Source organism: Halosubterraneus shenae (assembly GCF_050510935.1).
In the GTDB taxonomy this organism is placed as follows: domain Archaea; phylum Halobacteriota; class Halobacteria; order Halobacteriales; family Haloferacaceae; genus JBDGPU01.
In genome coordinates, this window is record NZ_JBNLVO010000001.1 from 500,052 (window position 1) to 515,395 (window position 15,344).

Consider the following 15,344-nt stretch of genomic DNA (forward strand, 5'->3'; position numbering starts at 1 on the left):
GTCAGCGGCTGGGGCTTTTCTGGGTATGCCGAGTGGTGTCAGAAGCGACGACGACCTATTCTATTTATAAGCACGACCGACTCAGCGGCTGGGGCTTTCTGGGCATGTTGAGTGGTATCACCGGCTTGGAAGGTAGAATCTGTTTATAAACGCGCGCTAAAGCGGCTGGGGCTTTCCGTGTGCGCCGAGTGGTGTCGTCGCTTCCGATACGCAATCGCCCGACCCCCGGCGTTCACTCTTCAACTCGATCGGCTTCCAGCTCGGCCTGCTCCATCGCGTAGGCGATGGCGTTGACGTCGTCGCCCTCGTCGGGCACGGCTTCCTCGTAGGCCGCCATGAACGTGACGGCGACGTGGTAGGCGTTCTCCCGGCCGTGGACGCGAGCGATCGGTTCGGCGTCGAGCAGTTCGTCGACGTTGCCCCGGACGAGGCCGACGCGCCACTCGTGGGTGTCCGCGTGCGGAACGTTCGGCTCCGTGGGGAGGATGTGGACCGCGCGCTCGCGGTCCTCGCGCACGAAGAGGGTCGGGTCGCGCGGGTCGTACTTCTCGACGATCAAGTCGTGTTCGCGGACCTCCGTCCACGAGTCGGGGAGCGGCCGGGACCGAGATGCCGCTTCCGAATCGGCGTCGCCCCCCTGGCTCCCGCCCTCGCTCGTCGCCTCGTCGTCGGTCATGACTCGGCTTTCGGCGGGCCCGCGCGTAAGCATGATGGCCGGGATCCGGAGACCGCTGCTTTCGCGGGCTGCAACCGTCAGTTAACCCGAGTTTAATTCGGCTTAAATCGGCTTTAGACGCCCTCAAACAACTCAAATCCGGGTTCAGGGGAATATGGGTTAATATGGGTCTCGGCCATTGACCCGAGTGCAATGAACGCAAAGAAGCTCACCGTCATCGCGGTCGTCGCGCTGGTCGCCGTGTCCGGCGTCGGCGCCGCGGTCGGCGGCGCGGCACCCGCGGACGCGTACAGTTCCCAGGAAACGCCCGGCGACGATGCCCCGGGTCAGGGCGACGACGCAGGCGCTGACGAGGCGGACGCTGACGACGCGGACGAGAACGACTCCGACGAGGCCGACGACGAGCAGGGCGCACCTGACGAGGCCGCAAACGAGTCCGAGCGCCCGAACGAGTCGGGTGACGCAGGCCCGCCGAGCGACATGCCCGAGCAGGCGCCCGATCACGTCTCCGAGATCCACGAGACGATCAACGCCTTCCTCGACGGCGAGATCGACAACCTCGGCGAGGCCATCAACGGCATCGTGACGCCGGGCCAGGATGACGTCGGCGCGGAGGAGGCCAACGAGTCGGACGAGAACGAGACTGACGACGACGAGCTCTCGATCAACGTGGTCGAGGGCGAGGCCGCCCCGAACGAGACGGTTACCCTCTCCGTGACCGACGCGAACGGCTCCGCGGTCGAGAACGCGACGGTGACGGTCAACGGTGAGGACGTCGGCACGACGAACGCCGACGGCCAGATCACCGTCGACTTCCCGGACAGCGACGAGGTTGAGGTCGAAGCCGAGTACGAGTCCGAGAGCGACGACGAGGCGGTCGAGCTCGAGGGCGAACACGAGTTCGACTTCGAGGACGACGCTGAGGAGGACGACGAGGACGCTGACGACGATGACGAAGACGACGAGGACGACGACGAGGAAGAGGAGACTGAAGACGACGACACCGAGGACGACTCCGACAGCTAACGTAGCTGTCGACCGGTAGTTCTTCAGGTACACGATACAACATTTTACACACAATGACACGCAAAACCACGAACATCGACAGGCGGACGTATCTCCAGGCAACCGGCGCTGCGGCGCTCGGAACGACCGCGCTGGCCGGCTGCATGGGCGAAGCGACGGGCACGCTCGCGACGAAGGTGTCCGACCAGCCAAGCGACATCGACGACTTCGAGGAGCTGATCGTCGAGATCGTCGGCTTCTGGCTCGGCCCCGCCGGCGAGGACGGCGGCACCGAGAGCGGGACCGAGGAGGGCACCGAGACCGAGGAGGGCACCGAGAACGACGACGGGACCGACGAGGAGGACGGTCGCGAGTACTTCGAGCTCGACGAGCCCCAGCAGGCCGACCTCGTGCAGCTCCAGGGCGAGAAGACGCAGCTCATCGACGAACGCGAGCTCGCGGTCGGCGAGTACGGCTACCTCCAGCTCGACGTCGGCGCCGTGAACGGGACGCTGAAGGACGGCGGCGAGCCGGAGGTCGATACCCCCGGTGAGGCCCCGATCACGTTCAACGAGCCGTTCGAAATCCGCGAGGACACCCGGACGAGCTTCACCGCCGACTTCACGCCGGTCAAGCGCGGCCAGACCGGGAAGTACGTGATCCAGCCGGTGCCCGAGGAGATCGAAGTGACGTACAGCTCGGCGGAGTCGACCGCGACGACGGACGCGTAACGCGGTCCCCGGGCGACGCTCGGCCCGTTCGCTTTTTGTTTATTATCCCCATAGCGACGGCGCCGTCGCCGTCGACACCACCACGGGTCTCCGACGGTTTTTACCCGATGACGACCCAGTAGTCGGTATGACACTCGACCGGTATGCCGACGCCATCGCCGACCTCGACCCCGCCGACGGCGAGGTCGAGACCGCAGAGCTGGTCGTCACCGACGACGTCCTCGTGAAGGCGTTCGCTCTCGGGCCGGGCGCCGAACTCGACCCGCACGAACACGCCGACGCGACCAACGTCTTCCACGTCGTGGAGGGCGAACCGACCGTGATCCGCGAGGACGACGAGGAGCAGCTCAGCGCCCCCGCCGTCGTGCTCAACGAGCGCGGCGACGCGCACGGCGCCCGCAACGAGACCGACGAGCGCGCGGTGTTCACCGCCAGCCTCTGCCCGCTTCCCTGATGGACGGCGAGATCGACCCCGACGAGCTGGCCGACCTGCTCGACGCAAACCACGACCTCCGGATCGTCGACATCCGCTCGCAACGCGAGTTCGACCGCGGCCACATCCCGGGCAGCGAGAACATCCCGTTCCCGGAGCTGACGACCCGCGTCGCGGAGCTGGACGGTGCCGACCGGATCGTCACCGTCTGCCCCCACGGGATCTCCAGCCGGCAGGCGGCCCAGCTCATCGGATCGTACACCGGCACCGTCGACGCGCACGTCGAAAGCCTGCGCGGCGGCCTCGAGGCCTGGTCCGGGTCGCTCGAAGCTACCGAAACCCCCGCGGAAAGCCCCGACGAAGGGCCGGAAGCGCCGTTCTAGGCGCAGGTGTCGCCGTTCGCGGCCTGCCGCCCTCGCACTAGCGCCCGGATCGACCGCTCCGACTCGCCAGCAGCGACGCGGCCAGCAGTGCGACCGCGGCGACGGCCGGCCCGAGGCCGGGGATCGCCCCGTCCGACGCTGTCCGCGTCGTCGACGGTTCCGGTTCGGTGACCGTGATCGTCCGACTCCGATTACCGACGGTGATGGTGACCTCACCGGCGGTTTCGAGGGTCAGATCCCGCCGGAAGACGGTCCGGTCTTCGGCCCCCAGCCGGATCGGCTCGAGGACCGTCCGCTCCCCGTCGACCGTGAGCGTGACGTTCGCTTTCCCGGGTATCGTGGCGTCGTTCCTCGCGATCCCGCTTACCCGCACCGTCTCGCCGGCGGTGATCGTCTCCGGCTCGACGGTCAGGTCGCTCACCGTGAGCGGCGCGGGCTCGCTGACGACGACGGTGAGCCGCTGGCCGTCGGTCTGCACCTCGTACTCGCCCGGCTTCTCGAACGTTCTCTCGAAGGTCTCGACCGTCGCGTTGCCGGCGTCGAGCCGGCCGGTCCGCGTCGCGACCGCCTCGCCGTCGACGACGAGGGACAGGTCGTACTCGCCGGTCGTGCCGCCGGTGTTTTCGACGGTGACGGCGACGCGGAGCGTCTCGCCCGTCACGAGCCTGACCGGGTTGCGGTCGATCGATCGCGTTCCGAACTCGCCGGTCGCGACGACCGCGTCCGGATCGTCGATGGAGAAGACGATGCGGGCCGGCTGCTGGCCGAACGCCTCGTTGTGGGTCTCGCGGTCCCAGGCGCTCGCCGTCGCCTCGGTCGTCGTGAGACGCTCCGCCTCGTCCGTCACGGACGTCGTACTCGCGTCGGCGACGGCGCCGAGGACGTCCTCGTTGCGGATCGGGTCGTCGTGGGCGTTCATGTCGCGGAACACGCTCGTCAGCGTCCGGGAGCTGTCCGTCGCCAGCCGGATCCGGCGGTCGATATCGCCGGCGACGAGCGCGCCTTTCGTGTACTGGGCGTTGTTCTCCCACGTGCCCGGGTCAGCGAGCACGGCCGAGGCCTGCGGGTCCGCCTCGCCCCGCGCGAGAACGTCACGGAACGCGTCGAAGCCGATCCGGTTCCGTTCGAGGGGGAGGAGGGCGGCGTAGTAGGTGGCCGTCGCCTCCGTGAACCACTTCCCGGACGTCGCGGTCCGGAAGCCCTGGCGAGTGTGGACGTACTCGTGGACCCAGACGTTGTCCGCCGTCGCCAGCCGCTCGGTGTCCCGCACCCAGGCGTCGGTGTCACCGGTCTGGAGGCCGCGGACGCCCCAGCCGACCCGGCTCGTCGGTGCGGCGATCAGGAACACCGTCGAATCCCGGTCGCCGACCTGGAGGGCCCCCGCGGCGTGCCCGAGCGATTCGAAGATGGCGTCGGGCGACTCCTCGAGGTCGGCTGCGTCCGGAACGATCAGCCGGAACTCCTGGCCGTTCGCCTCGTGCGTGTACGTCTCGTGGTCGCCGAGGTACGCCATCGCCTCGCTCGCGGCGCCGTCGCCGTCGACGACGTTCCGGCGTTCGACGGTCGGTTGAGTACCAATCCAGGCATATCCGACGCCGATCCCGGGCGGCCGCACGATGGCCCAGTCGCCGACGTCGACGAAGAGGTAGTTCCCCTCGCCCGCCAGCGGCCCGCCGTCCCGCGTCGTCTGATTGGCCGGCATCCGGTACTCCAGCGTCGGCCCGTCGGTCTCGCCGTCCCAGACCCACTCGCCGTCCTGCTTCGTGAAGCCGGTCGCCTCGACGTTTTTCGCCTGACTCGGGAGCGACAGCCGGAGCTCGGTCACCCGGTCGGGCATGGTCACTCGCGTGGTCACCGCGTACTCGCCGTTCGGCGACGCCTGCCGCAGCGCGTTGCGGAGGTGGATCCGGTCCCCGTCGGACGCTGCTGACCGTGGGCGAGCGGCGTGGCCCGCGGCGAGCGACTCGCCGCCCTCGCGGATTCCGTCGCTTTCGACGTCGCTCTCGACGTCGCTGGTCGGTGCCTCGATCACGTCGGGTGCGCCGCCGTCGTCGACGCCGGCGGCCTCGGTGCTGCCAGCCGCCAGCGAGCCGGCGTCCGGAGCCGTGCCGGCCGGCATCGCCAGCACTGGCGCCGCGAGGACGCTCGACAGGAGGAGGGCCGCGACGGCGAGTGCCCGGAACGATGGTCGCATGGTCGTCACCTCGGACGCGAACGGGTTCAAATCCCGGGTCCTGGCAAACCCGAAACGTTGTCGGGTGATGATCGGGAGCGACGATCAGGAGCGGCGGTCGGGAGCAATGATCGACGGCGCTATCGGCGGTGGTATCGACGCCGCTATCGGCGGTGGTATCGACGCCGCTATCGGCAACGCCGTCGCTCGCGACGTTGCGGAATGAAAAGCGCTCGACGGTGGGTGGTTAGGTGATGGTCACGCGACGTTGAACCCCTTGTCGCGGAGGAACTCCTCCACGCGTCCGGAGTGGTTCCCCTGCAGCTCGATGGCGCCGTCCTCGACGGTGCCGCCGCAGGCGAACTTGGACTTCAGATCCGACGACAGCGAGTCGAGATCGACGTCCTTGGGGTCGAATCCTTCGATGACCGTTACCTCCTTGCCGTATCTGCGCTCGTCGATGCGGATGCTGATCTGCTGAGACTCTTTGGCGACGTCCTCGCAGACGCAGAGTTCCTCAGGCAGCCCACACGTCGAGCAGACCTCAGACATTACAGTTAGTTGCTACTGGATGGCGGTATTAAATAGTGTCGGGAAGCCCCGGTAGCGAGACACCACGCCCGGCTCTCTCCGGGTCCCGGCAGGGCGACCCGAACCGAAGCAGTGGAACGGCTACTCCCCGCGACGAGTCGCGGCAGTCGTCGTGGCAGTCGTCGCGGCAGTCGTTGCGGCAGTCGTCGCGGCGCTCGTCGCGGCAGTCGTCGCGGCGCTCGTCGCGGCAGTCGTCGCGGCGCTCGTCGCGGCCACCCGGCCCCGCTGCCCCTGAAAAACGTCGGCGCCGCCGCTCACGGGCTATCGATGTCACGGCGGCCGAGCCAGGCCCCTACCCGGTGGTCGACCGACGTGACGAGGGTATTTCGCCTCGGCGGCGGTTTGAAGCTTTCCCGTCGCAGGGGGGTTTATAAATGGACCGCCGGACCGCCGCACTCAACGGCTCTCGTCGGCGGCGAGCTGCGTCGGGTTCACCGCTCCCGGCCCTTCTCCGACGTCGTAGCCGCGCCGGAGGGCGTCGGTCATCCCGCGGGTCGCGGCGGCCACGGCGCCCCGGAGCGGCTCGCCCCGGGCGAGGCGGGCGGCGATCGCGCTCGACAGCGTGCAGCCCGCGCCATGGGTCGCGACAGTGTCGACGCGCGGGCCCTCGAAGCGAGCGACCTCCGCGGTGTCGGGGTTGTCGGCGGCGTCGGGGGTTTCGGCGGCGTCGTCGGCGTCGTCGGCGTCGTCGGCGTCGTCGGCGTCGGCCTTGCGCTCCGCCAGCGCCTCGGAGAGGACGAGCGTGTCGACGACCGTCTCGCCCGACAGGTGGCCGCCCTTGACCAGGGCGGCGTCGGCGCCGAGATCGACGAGCTCGCGACCGGCCGCGGCGGCGTCATCGGGCGTGTCGACCTCGCGGTCGGTCAGCACCTCGGCCTCGTCGGCGTTCGGCGTCACGAGCGTGGCCTCGGCGATCAGGTCATCGTAGGCCGCCTCGGCCTCGGGCGGGAGGAGGCGGTCACCCGTCGCCGCCACCATCACCGGGTCGACGACGGACCGGCCGTCGAAGTCGGCGAGGGCGTCGGTGACCGTCTCGACGATCCCCGCCGTCGCGAGCATCCCGGTTTTGACGGCCTCGACCGCGAAGTCGTCGAGGACGGCGTCGAACTGGGCGGCCACGTGGTCCGCGGGTAGCGGGTTCACGTCGTGGACGGCCTCGGTGTTCTGGGCGGTCGTCGCTGTCACGACCGAGGTCCCGAACACGTCGTGGACGGTCATCGCCTTCAGGTCGGCCTGGATCCCGGCGCCACCGCCGCTGTCGCTACCCGCGACGGTGAGCGCGACGGGCGTCGAGACGGGGTCGTATTCGTCGGTCATATGCGTCACCTGGTCGATGGGGGATATTAAGAGGTGATATTCTTTGTTAATCCTTCGGCGTGGACTCGGTTCGGTCCGCGGTCGCTGCTGTGCGTGGCCCGCTCACAGAATGAGAAGGCGGATGCCCCGACCCTTGAGGTCGGGGAGGAGGCCGACAACCGATGGCTCAAATCACGTTACGATGGAAGATCGACCCCCTGACGTTAAAGTGACAGTAGACGTATATGAGAAATCACCGTGGAATACCGGCGTACCGCCGTCATCAAACTCGACACTCCCGAAGGGGCCGACGATTCGCTTCGAGAGACTGTCGAGCAGTTCAAACACTGCGCCAACACCGCCAGCGAATGGTGTTGGCACGGCGACGACGGCTACCACGTCACCTCGAAAGCCAAAGCCGAACGCGCGCTCTACGACCAACTCCGCGACGAAACAGACCTTACCGCGAACCTCGTCCAGAAAGGGATTCGTAGAGCGGTCGAAGCGGTCAAAAGCGGCACCGAACGCCTCAAACGTGGCGAGAAGACGTCGAAACCGCATTTCTCGTCAGACAGCGCGGTCTACGACAAGCGGAGCGCGACGTTCCACCGCGACTACGTATCCCTCTCCACCGTAGACGGAAGAATCGAGTGCGACTACATCCTGCCCGACGACTCGGAGACACCGCCGACCAAGTACGTCTCCGACGATGATTTCGAGTTTCGGATGGCGCACTTGCAGTACCGCGATGGTAATTGGTATCTCCACGCCTCAATGCGGAAAGTCGAAGCAGATGAGGTGTCGTCTGAATCCGAGTCCAAGCACAGAACAGTCCTTGGTGTGGATTTAGGCGTCAACAACCTCGCCGTCGCTTCGACGGGTCGGTTCTGGTCGGCAGCCGAGTTCAACCACTGGCGTCGAGAGTACGAGAAACGTCGTGGATCACTCCAGCAGTGTGGTTCTCGACACGCCCACGAGAACATCGAGAGCATCGGGCAGAAAGAGTACGGACGCTTCGAGATATACCTCCATACGGTAGCGAACGAGTTTATCGAGGAGGCAGTCGAATACGATTGTTCGCACATCGTGTTTGAGGATTTGACCCATATCCGGGATAACATCCCCGAGGCGACGTGGCAACACATCTGGGCATTCCGACGCCTCTACGAGTACGTCGAATACAAAGCCAAAGAACACGCCATCGAAGTCGTACAGGTTGACCCACGCAATACGTCGAAGCGATGTTCGACATGTGGGTTTACCCACGACGACAATCGGTCGGGTGAGACGTTCAGGTGTCAGCAGTGCGGGTACGAGAACCACGCCGACTACAACGCCTCGAAGAACATCGGTTTGCAGTATCTCCGTCGTCGGCAAAATGCAGGTGATGGAGGCGCACCCGTAGATGTGCGCTTGAATCGCGGGACGCTGAACGTGAGTGGGGAGTACGTATCCCCTGCCTCGGCTGAGGCATAGAACGGGAGTCCACGCGAAAGTCTCGGGGCTGACCCCGAGGCGATTTACAGGGGAGTCGCGGTCTTTTACCGCGGCGAGCAACTACCGACACCCATGAGTCAAGCGCAGTCCGCCAACGAGATCACCGTCGTCTCCGACTACGTCTGCCCCTTCTGTTACCTCGGGCGACAGTCGCTCGAGGACTACCAGGACGAGCGCGAGGAGGAGCTCGAGATCAACTGGCACCCGTTCGACCTCCGGGCCGGGAAGCGCACCCAGGACGGGGAGATCAAGGAGGACGTCGACGACGGGAAGGACGAGCAGTACTACGAGCAGGCCCGCCAGAACGTCCGGCGGCTGCAGGAGGAGTACGACGTCGACATGGCGATGGAGCTCGTCGACGACGTCGACTCGCTGAACGCCCAGATCGCGTCGCTGTACGTGAAGGAACACTACTCCCAGGCGGAGTGGCTCGAGTTCGACGAGGCCGTCTTCGACGCGCTCTGGCAGGACGAGCGCGACATCGGCGACGTCGACGTCCTCGCGGCGATCGCCGAGGACGTCGGGCTCGACGGCGACGAGGTCCGGAGCGCCGTCGACGACGACGCCATGCGCGAGCGCGTCGAGACCCTCTTCGCGGAGGCGAAACGGGGCGGGATCAGCGGCGTGCCGACGTTCATCTACGACGGCCGCGCGGCGAGCGGCGCGCTCCCGCCGGAGCAGCTGGAGCGACTCGTCGAGAGCGACTAGACGACCGCCCCCGAAGCGGCACGCCGACCCCGCTCGCGTCTCCCTGATCGCAGAATAGTTATACGAGGCCCGCTGATTTTTATCGAAATGGCTCCCGACGTGACCCGCCGGGCGGCGCTTGCGGGTACCGCCGCCAGCCTCGCTTCCACGGGGTGTCTGGGTCGCGTTCGGAACATCGCCGGCCGTGACGGCCCCGCTCCGGTCACCCTCCGGATCCGGACGATGCCGGCCGACAGCGACCCACACGGGATCCGGATCGCCCGCCACCTCGCCGAGAACCTCAAGCGGGCCGGCATCGAGCCCCGCCTGAACACGACCTCGGAGACGGAGCTCTACCGGCAGGTGCTCGTCAACCAGGACTTCGACCTGTACGTGGGGCAGTTTCCCGAGCCCGACCCCTTCGACCCGGACCTCCTCTACCCCTTTTGTCACTCCTCGTTCACGACGGAGCCGGGCTGGCAGAACCCGTTCGGCCTGACGGACCTCACCATCGACGAGCAGCTCGACCGACAGCGTCACGTTACCGGGTCGGAGCGGATCGACGTCGTGAACGACCTGCAGGTCGAGATCGCCCGCCAGAAACCCTTCGTTACCGTCGCGTTCCCCGACGAACTGACGGCGGTCCGGGACGCCAGGTTCGAGGGCTGGCGCGCGACCCAGCCCGCCGCGGAGACGGGCCTCGTGGCGCTGGAGCACGCGGCCCCGGCGGAGTCGACGGCGGAGGACGACGGGGACGAGCAGCCCGTCGTCCTCCGATTGCTGTCGACGGACGCGGGGTTCACGAAGAACCGGAATCCCATCGCGGTCGAGTATCGTCGCAACGGCACGTACACGGGGCTCCTGTACGACCCGCTCGTTCGTGGCTTCGATGGGGAGACCTTCCCGTGTCTCGCGCGGGACGTGACGTGGTCGGACGACGCGGTGCGGTTGTCCCTCCGTGACGTCTCCTGGCACGACGGCGAGCCGTTTACGGCCGAGGACGTCGCGTTCACGTACGCGTTCCTCGCGGACACGTCGATGGGCGACGCGGAGTCGCCCATTCCGACCTCGCGGTTCCGCGGGCAGGTGTCGCTCGTCGAGCGGGCGACGGCCGTCGCCGCCGACGAGGTCGAGATCGAGTTCGGCGACGTGAGCCGGGGCGTCGCGGAGCGTGCGCTGCGAGTCCCGATCCTCCCGAAACACGTCTGGAGCGAGCGAACGGACCCCGCGTCGATCGCCGGCGTCGAGGTGAACCAGCAGACGACGGAGGCGCTCGTCTGGGCCAATCCGGCGCCGGTCGGGACGGGGCCGCTCGCGTTCGTCGAGGCGGAGCCGGAGAGCAACGTCGCTCTCGAGCGCAACGACGAGCACCCGATAGCGACCGGAGCGCCGGGGGTCCCGGACTCGCTCGCGGGGAAGCCGTCGTTCGACCGCCTCGAGATCGAGATCGTTCCGTCGGACGTCGCGGCGGTCCAGCAGGTCGGCGACGGCTACGCGGACGCAACGGCGTCGAGCCTCGGCCCGAACGCCGTCCCCCGGGTCGGCCGCGAGTCCGACGTCCGCCTGGTCAGCGAGCGGTCGGCCGCGTTCTATCACGTCGGGTTCAACGCCCGCGACGAGCCGCTGTCGAACCCCCACTTCCGCCAGACGGTCGCTCGGCTCGTCGACAAGGCGTGGCTGGCCGCGGAGACGTTCGACGGCTACGCCATACCCGCGGCCTCGCCGCTCGCGATCTCGGACCGGTGGGCCGCCGACGAGCTCGCGTGGAACGGCACCGACCCGGTTACTCCCTTCCTGGGCGAGAACGGGACGGCCGACCCGGCGGCGGCCAAGAAGGCGTTCCGCGACATCGGGTACCGGTACAGCGACGACGGAAAGCTGCTCGGTGACGTCCAATGATCGTCGTCCTCGGCGTTCTGGCCGTGTTGCTCGCGGTGGTCGCGGCGATGTGTCTCGTCGCGGGCGTGGCCATCGTCGGGACCGACGAGCTCCGCCGGCTGCGACGGGACGCGCTCCCGCGGGTTCGCGAGGCCCGCTTGCAGGTCGGCGTTCTTCTCGTGGTCGTGGTCGCGAGCGGGACGCTTCGAGGGTCGCTCCAGACGGTCTCGGAGCTGTACGGCTGGGAGCTGACCCCGTTCATCCTCGCGTTCGAGGGGGCCATCGTCGCCCTGATCCAGTCCGCGCTCGCGAGCCCGGCTGCGACGCTGTACTTCTCGGCGATCTACATCTACGGCTACGTCTTCCTGCTGGTGTTCCCGTTCATCCTCTACGGGCTCCTGCCGAGGTCGGCGCCGCTGAAGCGACTGCTGACCGCCTACGCGCTCAACTACGGGCTCGGGCTCGTGCTGTACACGCTCGTCTTCGCGCACGGCCCCCGGAACGTGATACCGGACCTCGTCGAGCCGCTGTTGTTCACGTTCAATCCGGAGTTCATGGAGCTGGCCTCCCACGTCAACGAGAACACGAACGTCTTCCCGTCGCTGCACACGTCGCTGTCGGTGACCGTCGCGGCGTTCGCGTGGCGTACCCGGGAGGCGTATCCGGCCTGGACCGCGCTCGCGACGTGGCTCGCGACGTCCGTGATGCTGGCGACGATGTACCTCGCCATCCACTGGCTCGTCGACGTCGTCGCCGGCACCGTCTTCGGCCTCGCCTGCGTCGCGATGGCCATCCGGCTGCTGCCGGAGTCGGAAGAGGACGGGGCCCTGGCCGGCTCGTCCGGGTTCCCGTCCGCTGACGACTGATGGTGCCCGTGAGAGCCGACGGCGACCCAGCTATCGACCCAGCTATCCGACGGCGACCCAGCTATCCGACGACGAGCGTGCCGTCCTCCGTCTGGTCGCTGTTGAGCGTGACCGTCACGTTGTACTCGCCCGCGCTGTCCGGGTTGTCAGCGCTATCGACCCTGAGCACCACTCGATCACCCTCCGACAGCGTGTACTCCGTCGTCTTGGTGATGGTCAGCCTACTGTCGCCGTCGTTGGTGTTGATTCCCATGTTGTTCGCGCTAAACGATTCTTCGAGTTCGCCGTCAGCATCAGTGTCGATCCCGAACGAGAGGACGTCCTCCTGCTGGCTCGTTTCGAGGTCAACCTCCGTCGGGTAGTCGATAGTTATCTCGTCCAGCTCGACCCCGGCCGCCTCGTCGACCTCGATCACCGTCGAGTGAACGACGTCGCTGGCGCCCGGCGTCGTGTTTTCGGCGACGACGAGGTCGCTCTGGAGGCCGTCGCCTTCCGGCGTCGCCGTGCCGAGGTCGCCCTCGACGACGTCGTCCGCCATCTCGTCGTTGGTGTCGAACTGCACGACGAACGTCAGCGTACTGGCTAACAGGATGGTGATTACCACCATCAGGATCGTGCCGACGACGGGACTGATGGCTCGATCGTCCGGGCCGGTTCCCATTTCGTGTCATTCCGACCGACAGGGCAATCAGCCTTCGGTCTCGTGTCAACTGGGTCATCAGGGAGCGGGGCGGACGGAAACGCTTACTCGGGCCGGCCGAGCACTGACCGGTAATGAGCTTCTTCGACCGACTCGCGGAGCGCATCGCCGAAGTCGACAGCGTCGTCTCCGTCGGCCTCGACCCGGACCCGGACCGGATCCCCGACTTCCTCGCGGACGCCGACCTCCCGCGCTGGGCGTTCAACCGGCGCGTCATCGACGCGACCCACGAGCACGCGGCCTGTTTTAAACCGAACGCCGCCTTCTACGAGGACCCGGACGGGTGGCGCGCGCTCCGCGAGACGGTCGCGTACGCACACGGGAAGGGCGTCCCGGTGCTGCTGGACGCCAAGCGCGCCGACATCGGCAACACGACGCGGCAGTACGCAGAGGCGCTCGGCGAGGACGGCCTGAACGTCGACGCGATGACGGTGAACCCGTACATGGGTCGCGACTCGCTCCAGCCGTTCCTCGACCAGGAAGCGAAGGGCGTCGTCGTGCTCTGCCGAACCTCGAACCCGGGCGGGGCGGACCTGCAGGACCTCGAACTCGCCTCGGGCGAGCAGGTCTACGAGCGAATCGCGGCGCTGGCGGACGTCTGGAACGAACACGATAACGTCGGCCTGGTCGTCGGCGCGACCGCCCCTGAGGAGCTCGAGGCGCTCCGCGAGCAGGTGCCCGACGTCCCGTTCCTCGTGCCCGGCGTCGGCGCCCAGGGCGGCGACGCGGAGGCGGCGGTCGAGTACGGCCTCGCGCCGCGGGACGGCTACGACGTCGACGTCGGCGTCGTCAACTCCTCGCGGGGGATCATCTTCGCCGGCGAGGACGCCGCCCGCCGCGACGACGAGCAGGCGTACTTCGGCGCCGCTGGCGACGCCGCGAAGCAGCTCAAGAAGCGGCTGAACCAGTTCCGGTAGTCGGCGACGACACACCGACGCCGTCGCGCGACGGATTTTAAACCCTTCCCACCTCTCCCCTCCCCCTCAGTCGACCTGGAAACCGGACGGCTGGTCGGGGTCGTCGGCGACCTCCGCGCAGTCCAGGCAGGCGTGCTCGTCCGGGTCGTAGTGGTCCTCGCAGACGAACGCGCCGCAGCGGTCACAGGTGAACTTCCCCTCGGCTGCCTCACAGATCTGACAGACGCCGCTGGTGCTCATGTCCGAGACGAGGGTCGGGCGGCTTTTGACTTTGGGGGCCGATTCGCCGCCATGCGCCAGTTCGTCGTCCTCGGCCACGACGCGCCCACGACGCCCGAGTTCAGCCTCGACGACATCCCGGGCGCCGGCCGCCTCGACCTGCTGTGCCGCTGCGTGAGCGCCGCTGTCTTCCTCTCGCACGGCATCCGCGAGGACGTTCGGATCCACCTCGTCCTGAGCGACGAGTACACCGTCCGCTTCGACGCCGCCGACCTCCGGCACCTCCATCCCGACGAGCGCAACGTCGCCAGCCGGGTCCGCGGGGCGCTCGAGGAGCGCGGCGGCGCCATCGGCCACATGCCCGCCGAGGTCTCTCCCGGCGTGGAGATCTATCGAATGGGCTTCGAGGCGACGCTCGAGGCGCTCGCCCGCGACGGCACCGTCGTCCAGCTCCACGAGGACGGCGACCCGCTCGTCGACGCCGAGCCGCCGACGGACCCGATCTTCGTCCTCTCGGACCATCACGACTTCCGGGAGTCGGAGGCCGACCTGCTCGACGAGGCCGCCGACCGCCGTGTCCGCGTCGGGCCGGAGCTGCTCCACGCCGACCACACCATCACCGTCACGCACAACTGGCTCGACACCGACGGCTACAGCGACTACTGATGGGCGACGGACCGAACGCCCCCGACGGAGAGGACGACTCAGGGGCCCGGAGGTCGACGGAGGCCCCCGCGCTCGACGACCGGTTTCCGGTCCCGCTGCGTGGCGTCGCCGTCGACGGCGAGACGCGGTGTGCCCACTGGGACGACGACGTCGACGTGGTCGCGCTCCGATTCTGCTGCTGTGAGACGTTTTATCCCTGTTTCCACTGTCACGCCGAGACGACGACCCACGAGCCCGAGGTGTGGCCCAGGGAGCGCTTCGACGAGCCGGCAGTGCTGTGCGGGGCCTGCCGGTCGACGCTGACGGCTCGCGAGTACCTCGACTGCGAGGACGTCTGTCCGCACTGTGGGGCCGCGTTCAACCCCGGCTGTCGCAAGCACCGTGACCGGTACTTCGAACTGTGAACTCGGGGCGGGCGTGGGTGTGTCGGCCGGCACCACGGCGGTCGATTACGCCGATTCGGAAGCGTTAAAGGAATAACCACCCTTCCTTCGCATGCGGGCCGGTGGGGTAGCTTGGTATCCTTCGGCCTTCGGGTGGCCGTAACCGCGATTCGAATTCGCGCCGGCCCACTTCTCCCGCATTTCATTCCGACAAGCGACAGCCCGTCGTTCGCTTTTCGATAG

19 protein-coding genes and 1 tRNA gene are annotated in these 15,344 nt (G+C 67.7%); 14 read left to right on the forward strand and 6 right to left on the reverse strand.

Annotated features, from left to right (window positions below):
* Positions 1–232: 232 nt before the first annotated feature.
* The gene (locus tag ACQE3M_RS02265) at positions 233–676 is read right to left on the reverse strand and encodes a hypothetical protein (RefSeq protein ID WP_430503842.1); all 444 of its coding nucleotides are present in this window, start codon (positions 674–676) and stop codon (positions 233–235) included.
* A 192-nt stretch (positions 677–868) separates the two neighbouring features.
* Between ACQE3M_RS02265 and ACQE3M_RS02270 the strand changes: the two genes are divergently transcribed.
* The 4 genes from ACQE3M_RS02270 to ACQE3M_RS02285 all read left to right on the forward strand — a co-directional run bounded on the left by ACQE3M_RS02270 (position 869) and on the right by ACQE3M_RS02285 (position 3,228).
* A complete protein-coding gene (locus ACQE3M_RS02270; RefSeq protein WP_430503843.1) occupies positions 869–1,702 on the forward strand; it encodes a carboxypeptidase-like regulatory domain-containing protein in 834 nt (277 codons plus the stop codon).
* Positions 1,703–1,755: 53 nt separating this feature from the next.
* The gene (locus ACQE3M_RS02275) at positions 1,756–2,412 is read left to right on the forward strand and encodes a DUF4382 domain-containing protein (protein WP_430503844.1); all 657 of its coding nucleotides are present in this window, start codon (positions 1,756–1,758) and stop codon (positions 2,410–2,412) included.
* Positions 2,413–2,539: 127 nt separating this feature from the next.
* Positions 2,540–2,866: a cupin domain-containing protein gene (locus ACQE3M_RS02280; protein WP_430503845.1), complete on the forward strand. Its 327-nt coding sequence runs from the start codon at positions 2,540–2,542 to the stop codon at positions 2,864–2,866.
* Positions 2,866–3,228 (forward strand): rhodanese-like domain-containing protein, encoded by a 363-nt coding sequence (locus tag ACQE3M_RS02285; protein ID WP_430503846.1) that lies wholly within the window; start codon positions 2,866–2,868, stop codon positions 3,226–3,228. Before ACQE3M_RS02280 ends, ACQE3M_RS02285 begins: the two co-directional genes overlap by 1 nt.
* Before the next feature lie 37 nt (positions 3,229–3,265).
* On the opposite strand, the gene ACQE3M_RS02290 is transcribed toward ACQE3M_RS02285, so the two are convergent.
* A complete protein-coding gene (locus ACQE3M_RS02290; protein ID WP_430503847.1) occupies positions 3,266–5,422 on the reverse strand; it encodes a CARDB domain-containing protein in 2,157 nt (718 codons plus the stop codon).
* On the opposite strand from ACQE3M_RS02290, the gene ACQE3M_RS02295 reads away from it, so the two are divergent.
* Complete coding sequence (locus tag ACQE3M_RS02295) at positions 5,421–5,627, forward strand: hypothetical protein (RefSeq protein WP_430503848.1); 207 nt, start codon at positions 5,421–5,423, stop codon at positions 5,625–5,627. The two genes, ACQE3M_RS02290 and ACQE3M_RS02295, sit on opposite strands and share 2 nt — an antisense overlap.
* A 32-nt stretch (positions 5,628–5,659) precedes the next feature.
* Here the strand turns inward: ACQE3M_RS02295 and yciH are convergent, their stop codons facing one another.
* Positions 5,660–5,953 carry a stress response translation initiation inhibitor YciH gene (gene yciH / locus ACQE3M_RS02300; protein ID WP_430503849.1) on the reverse strand — a complete coding sequence of 98 codons (294 nt, stop codon included), beginning with the start codon at positions 5,951–5,953 and terminating at the stop codon, positions 5,660–5,662.
* A gap of 151 nt (positions 5,954–6,104) precedes the next feature.
* Between yciH and ACQE3M_RS02305 the strand changes: the two genes are divergently transcribed.
* Positions 6,105–6,227: a hypothetical protein gene (locus ACQE3M_RS02305; RefSeq protein WP_430503850.1), complete on the forward strand. Its 123-nt coding sequence runs from the start codon at positions 6,105–6,107 to the stop codon at positions 6,225–6,227.
* A gap of 161 nt (positions 6,228–6,388) precedes the next feature.
* Here the strand turns inward: ACQE3M_RS02305 and thiD are convergent, their stop codons facing one another.
* Entirely contained in the window at positions 6,389–7,309 is a 921-nt protein-coding gene (thiD, locus tag ACQE3M_RS02310; RefSeq protein WP_430503851.1) for a bifunctional hydroxymethylpyrimidine kinase/phosphomethylpyrimidine kinase, read from the reverse strand.
* 237 nt (positions 7,310–7,546) lie between these two features.
* Between thiD and ACQE3M_RS02315 the strand changes: the two genes are divergently transcribed.
* From ACQE3M_RS02315 to ACQE3M_RS02330, 4 genes are all read left to right on the forward strand, one after another.
* Complete coding sequence (locus ACQE3M_RS02315; RefSeq protein ID WP_430503852.1) at positions 7,547–8,764, forward strand: RNA-guided endonuclease InsQ/TnpB family protein; 1,218 nt, start codon at positions 7,547–7,549, stop codon at positions 8,762–8,764.
* A 93-nt stretch (positions 8,765–8,857) separates the two neighbouring features.
* Complete coding sequence (locus tag ACQE3M_RS02320) at positions 8,858–9,493, forward strand: DsbA family oxidoreductase (protein WP_430503853.1); 636 nt, start codon at positions 8,858–8,860, stop codon at positions 9,491–9,493.
* 87 nt (positions 9,494–9,580) lie between these two features.
* Positions 9,581–11,371 (forward strand): ABC transporter substrate-binding protein, encoded by a 1,791-nt coding sequence (locus tag ACQE3M_RS02325; RefSeq protein WP_430503854.1) that lies wholly within the window; start codon positions 9,581–9,583, stop codon positions 11,369–11,371.
* A complete protein-coding gene (locus ACQE3M_RS02330) occupies positions 11,368–12,216 on the forward strand; it encodes a phosphatase PAP2 family protein (protein WP_430503855.1) in 849 nt (282 codons plus the stop codon). Before ACQE3M_RS02325 ends, ACQE3M_RS02330 begins: the two co-directional genes overlap by 4 nt.
* 61 nt (positions 12,217–12,277) lie before the next feature.
* Here ACQE3M_RS02330 and ACQE3M_RS02335 read toward each other — a convergent pair whose 3' ends face one another.
* Positions 12,278–12,877, reverse strand: a complete 600-nt coding sequence (locus tag ACQE3M_RS02335) for an archaellin/type IV pilin N-terminal domain-containing protein (protein WP_430503856.1) — start codon at positions 12,875–12,877, stop codon at positions 12,278–12,280.
* Positions 12,878–12,990: 113 nt separating this feature from the next.
* On the opposite strand from ACQE3M_RS02335, the gene pyrF reads away from it, so the two are divergent.
* Entirely contained in the window at positions 12,991–13,833 is an 843-nt protein-coding gene (gene pyrF / locus ACQE3M_RS02340; protein ID WP_430503857.1) for an orotidine-5'-phosphate decarboxylase, read from the forward strand.
* A gap of 66 nt (positions 13,834–13,899) precedes the next feature.
* Here pyrF and ACQE3M_RS02345 read toward each other — a convergent pair whose 3' ends face one another.
* Positions 13,900–14,073, reverse strand: coding sequence for a hypothetical protein (locus ACQE3M_RS02345; protein WP_430503858.1), 174 nt, complete (start codon positions 14,071–14,073; stop codon positions 13,900–13,902).
* Positions 14,074–14,124: 51 nt separating this feature from the next.
* Between ACQE3M_RS02345 and trmY the strand changes: the two genes are divergently transcribed.
* From trmY to ACQE3M_RS02360, 3 genes are all read left to right on the forward strand, one after another.
* On the forward strand, positions 14,125–14,718 hold the full coding sequence (trmY, locus tag ACQE3M_RS02350; RefSeq protein WP_430503859.1) for a tRNA (pseudouridine(54)-N(1))-methyltransferase TrmY: 594 nt from the start codon (positions 14,125–14,127) through the stop codon (positions 14,716–14,718).
* Positions 14,718–15,122, forward strand: a complete 405-nt coding sequence (locus ACQE3M_RS02355; protein ID WP_430503860.1) for a CHY zinc finger protein — start codon at positions 14,718–14,720, stop codon at positions 15,120–15,122. The genes trmY and ACQE3M_RS02355 overlap by 1 nt, the downstream gene beginning before the upstream one ends.
* A 95-nt stretch (positions 15,123–15,217) precedes the next feature.
* A tRNA-Pro gene (locus ACQE3M_RS02360) sits at positions 15,218–15,290 on the forward strand.
* The last annotated feature ends 54 nt before the right edge of the window (positions 15,291–15,344 follow it).

Excerpts from the sequence above, each read along its gene's own strand:
- ACQE3M_RS02265 (WP_430503842.1), bottom strand. The coding sequence starts at position 676 with ATGACCGACGACGAGGCGACGAGCGAGGGCGGGAGCCAGGGGGGCGAC.
- ACQE3M_RS02270 (WP_430503843.1), top strand. The coding sequence starts at position 869 with ATGAACGCAAAGAAGCTCACCGTCATCGCGGTCGTCGCGCTGGTCGCC.
- ACQE3M_RS02275 (WP_430503844.1), top strand. The coding sequence starts at position 1,756 with ATGACACGCAAAACCACGAACATCGACAGGCGGACGTATCTCCAGGCA.
- ACQE3M_RS02280 (WP_430503845.1), top strand. The coding sequence starts at position 2,540 with ATGACACTCGACCGGTATGCCGACGCCATCGCCGACCTCGACCCCGCC.
- ACQE3M_RS02285 (WP_430503846.1), top strand. The coding sequence starts at position 2,866 with ATGGACGGCGAGATCGACCCCGACGAGCTGGCCGACCTGCTCGACGCA.
- ACQE3M_RS02295 (WP_430503848.1), top strand. The coding sequence starts at position 5,421 with ATGGTCGTCACCTCGGACGCGAACGGGTTCAAATCCCGGGTCCTGGCA.
- ACQE3M_RS02290 (WP_430503847.1), bottom strand. The coding sequence starts at position 5,422 with ATGCGACCATCGTTCCGGGCACTCGCCGTCGCGGCCCTCCTCCTGTCG.
- yciH (WP_430503849.1), bottom strand. The coding sequence starts at position 5,953 with ATGTCTGAGGTCTGCTCGACGTGTGGGCTGCCTGAGGAACTCTGCGTC.
- thiD (WP_430503851.1), bottom strand. The coding sequence starts at position 7,309 with ATGACCGACGAATACGACCCCGTCTCGACGCCCGTCGCGCTCACCGTC.
- ACQE3M_RS02320 (WP_430503853.1), top strand. The coding sequence starts at position 8,858 with ATGAGTCAAGCGCAGTCCGCCAACGAGATCACCGTCGTCTCCGACTAC.
- ACQE3M_RS02325 (WP_430503854.1), top strand. The coding sequence starts at position 9,581 with ATGGCTCCCGACGTGACCCGCCGGGCGGCGCTTGCGGGTACCGCCGCC.
- ACQE3M_RS02330 (WP_430503855.1), top strand. The coding sequence starts at position 11,368 with ATGATCGTCGTCCTCGGCGTTCTGGCCGTGTTGCTCGCGGTGGTCGCG.
- ACQE3M_RS02335 (WP_430503856.1), bottom strand. The coding sequence starts at position 12,877 with ATGGGAACCGGCCCGGACGATCGAGCCATCAGTCCCGTCGTCGGCACG.
- pyrF (WP_430503857.1), top strand. The coding sequence starts at position 12,991 with ATGAGCTTCTTCGACCGACTCGCGGAGCGCATCGCCGAAGTCGACAGC.
- ACQE3M_RS02345 (WP_430503858.1), bottom strand. The coding sequence starts at position 14,073 with ATGAGCACCAGCGGCGTCTGTCAGATCTGTGAGGCAGCCGAGGGGAAG.
- trmY (WP_430503859.1), top strand. The coding sequence starts at position 14,125 with ATGCGCCAGTTCGTCGTCCTCGGCCACGACGCGCCCACGACGCCCGAG.
- ACQE3M_RS02355 (WP_430503860.1), top strand. The coding sequence starts at position 14,718 with ATGGGCGACGGACCGAACGCCCCCGACGGAGAGGACGACTCAGGGGCC.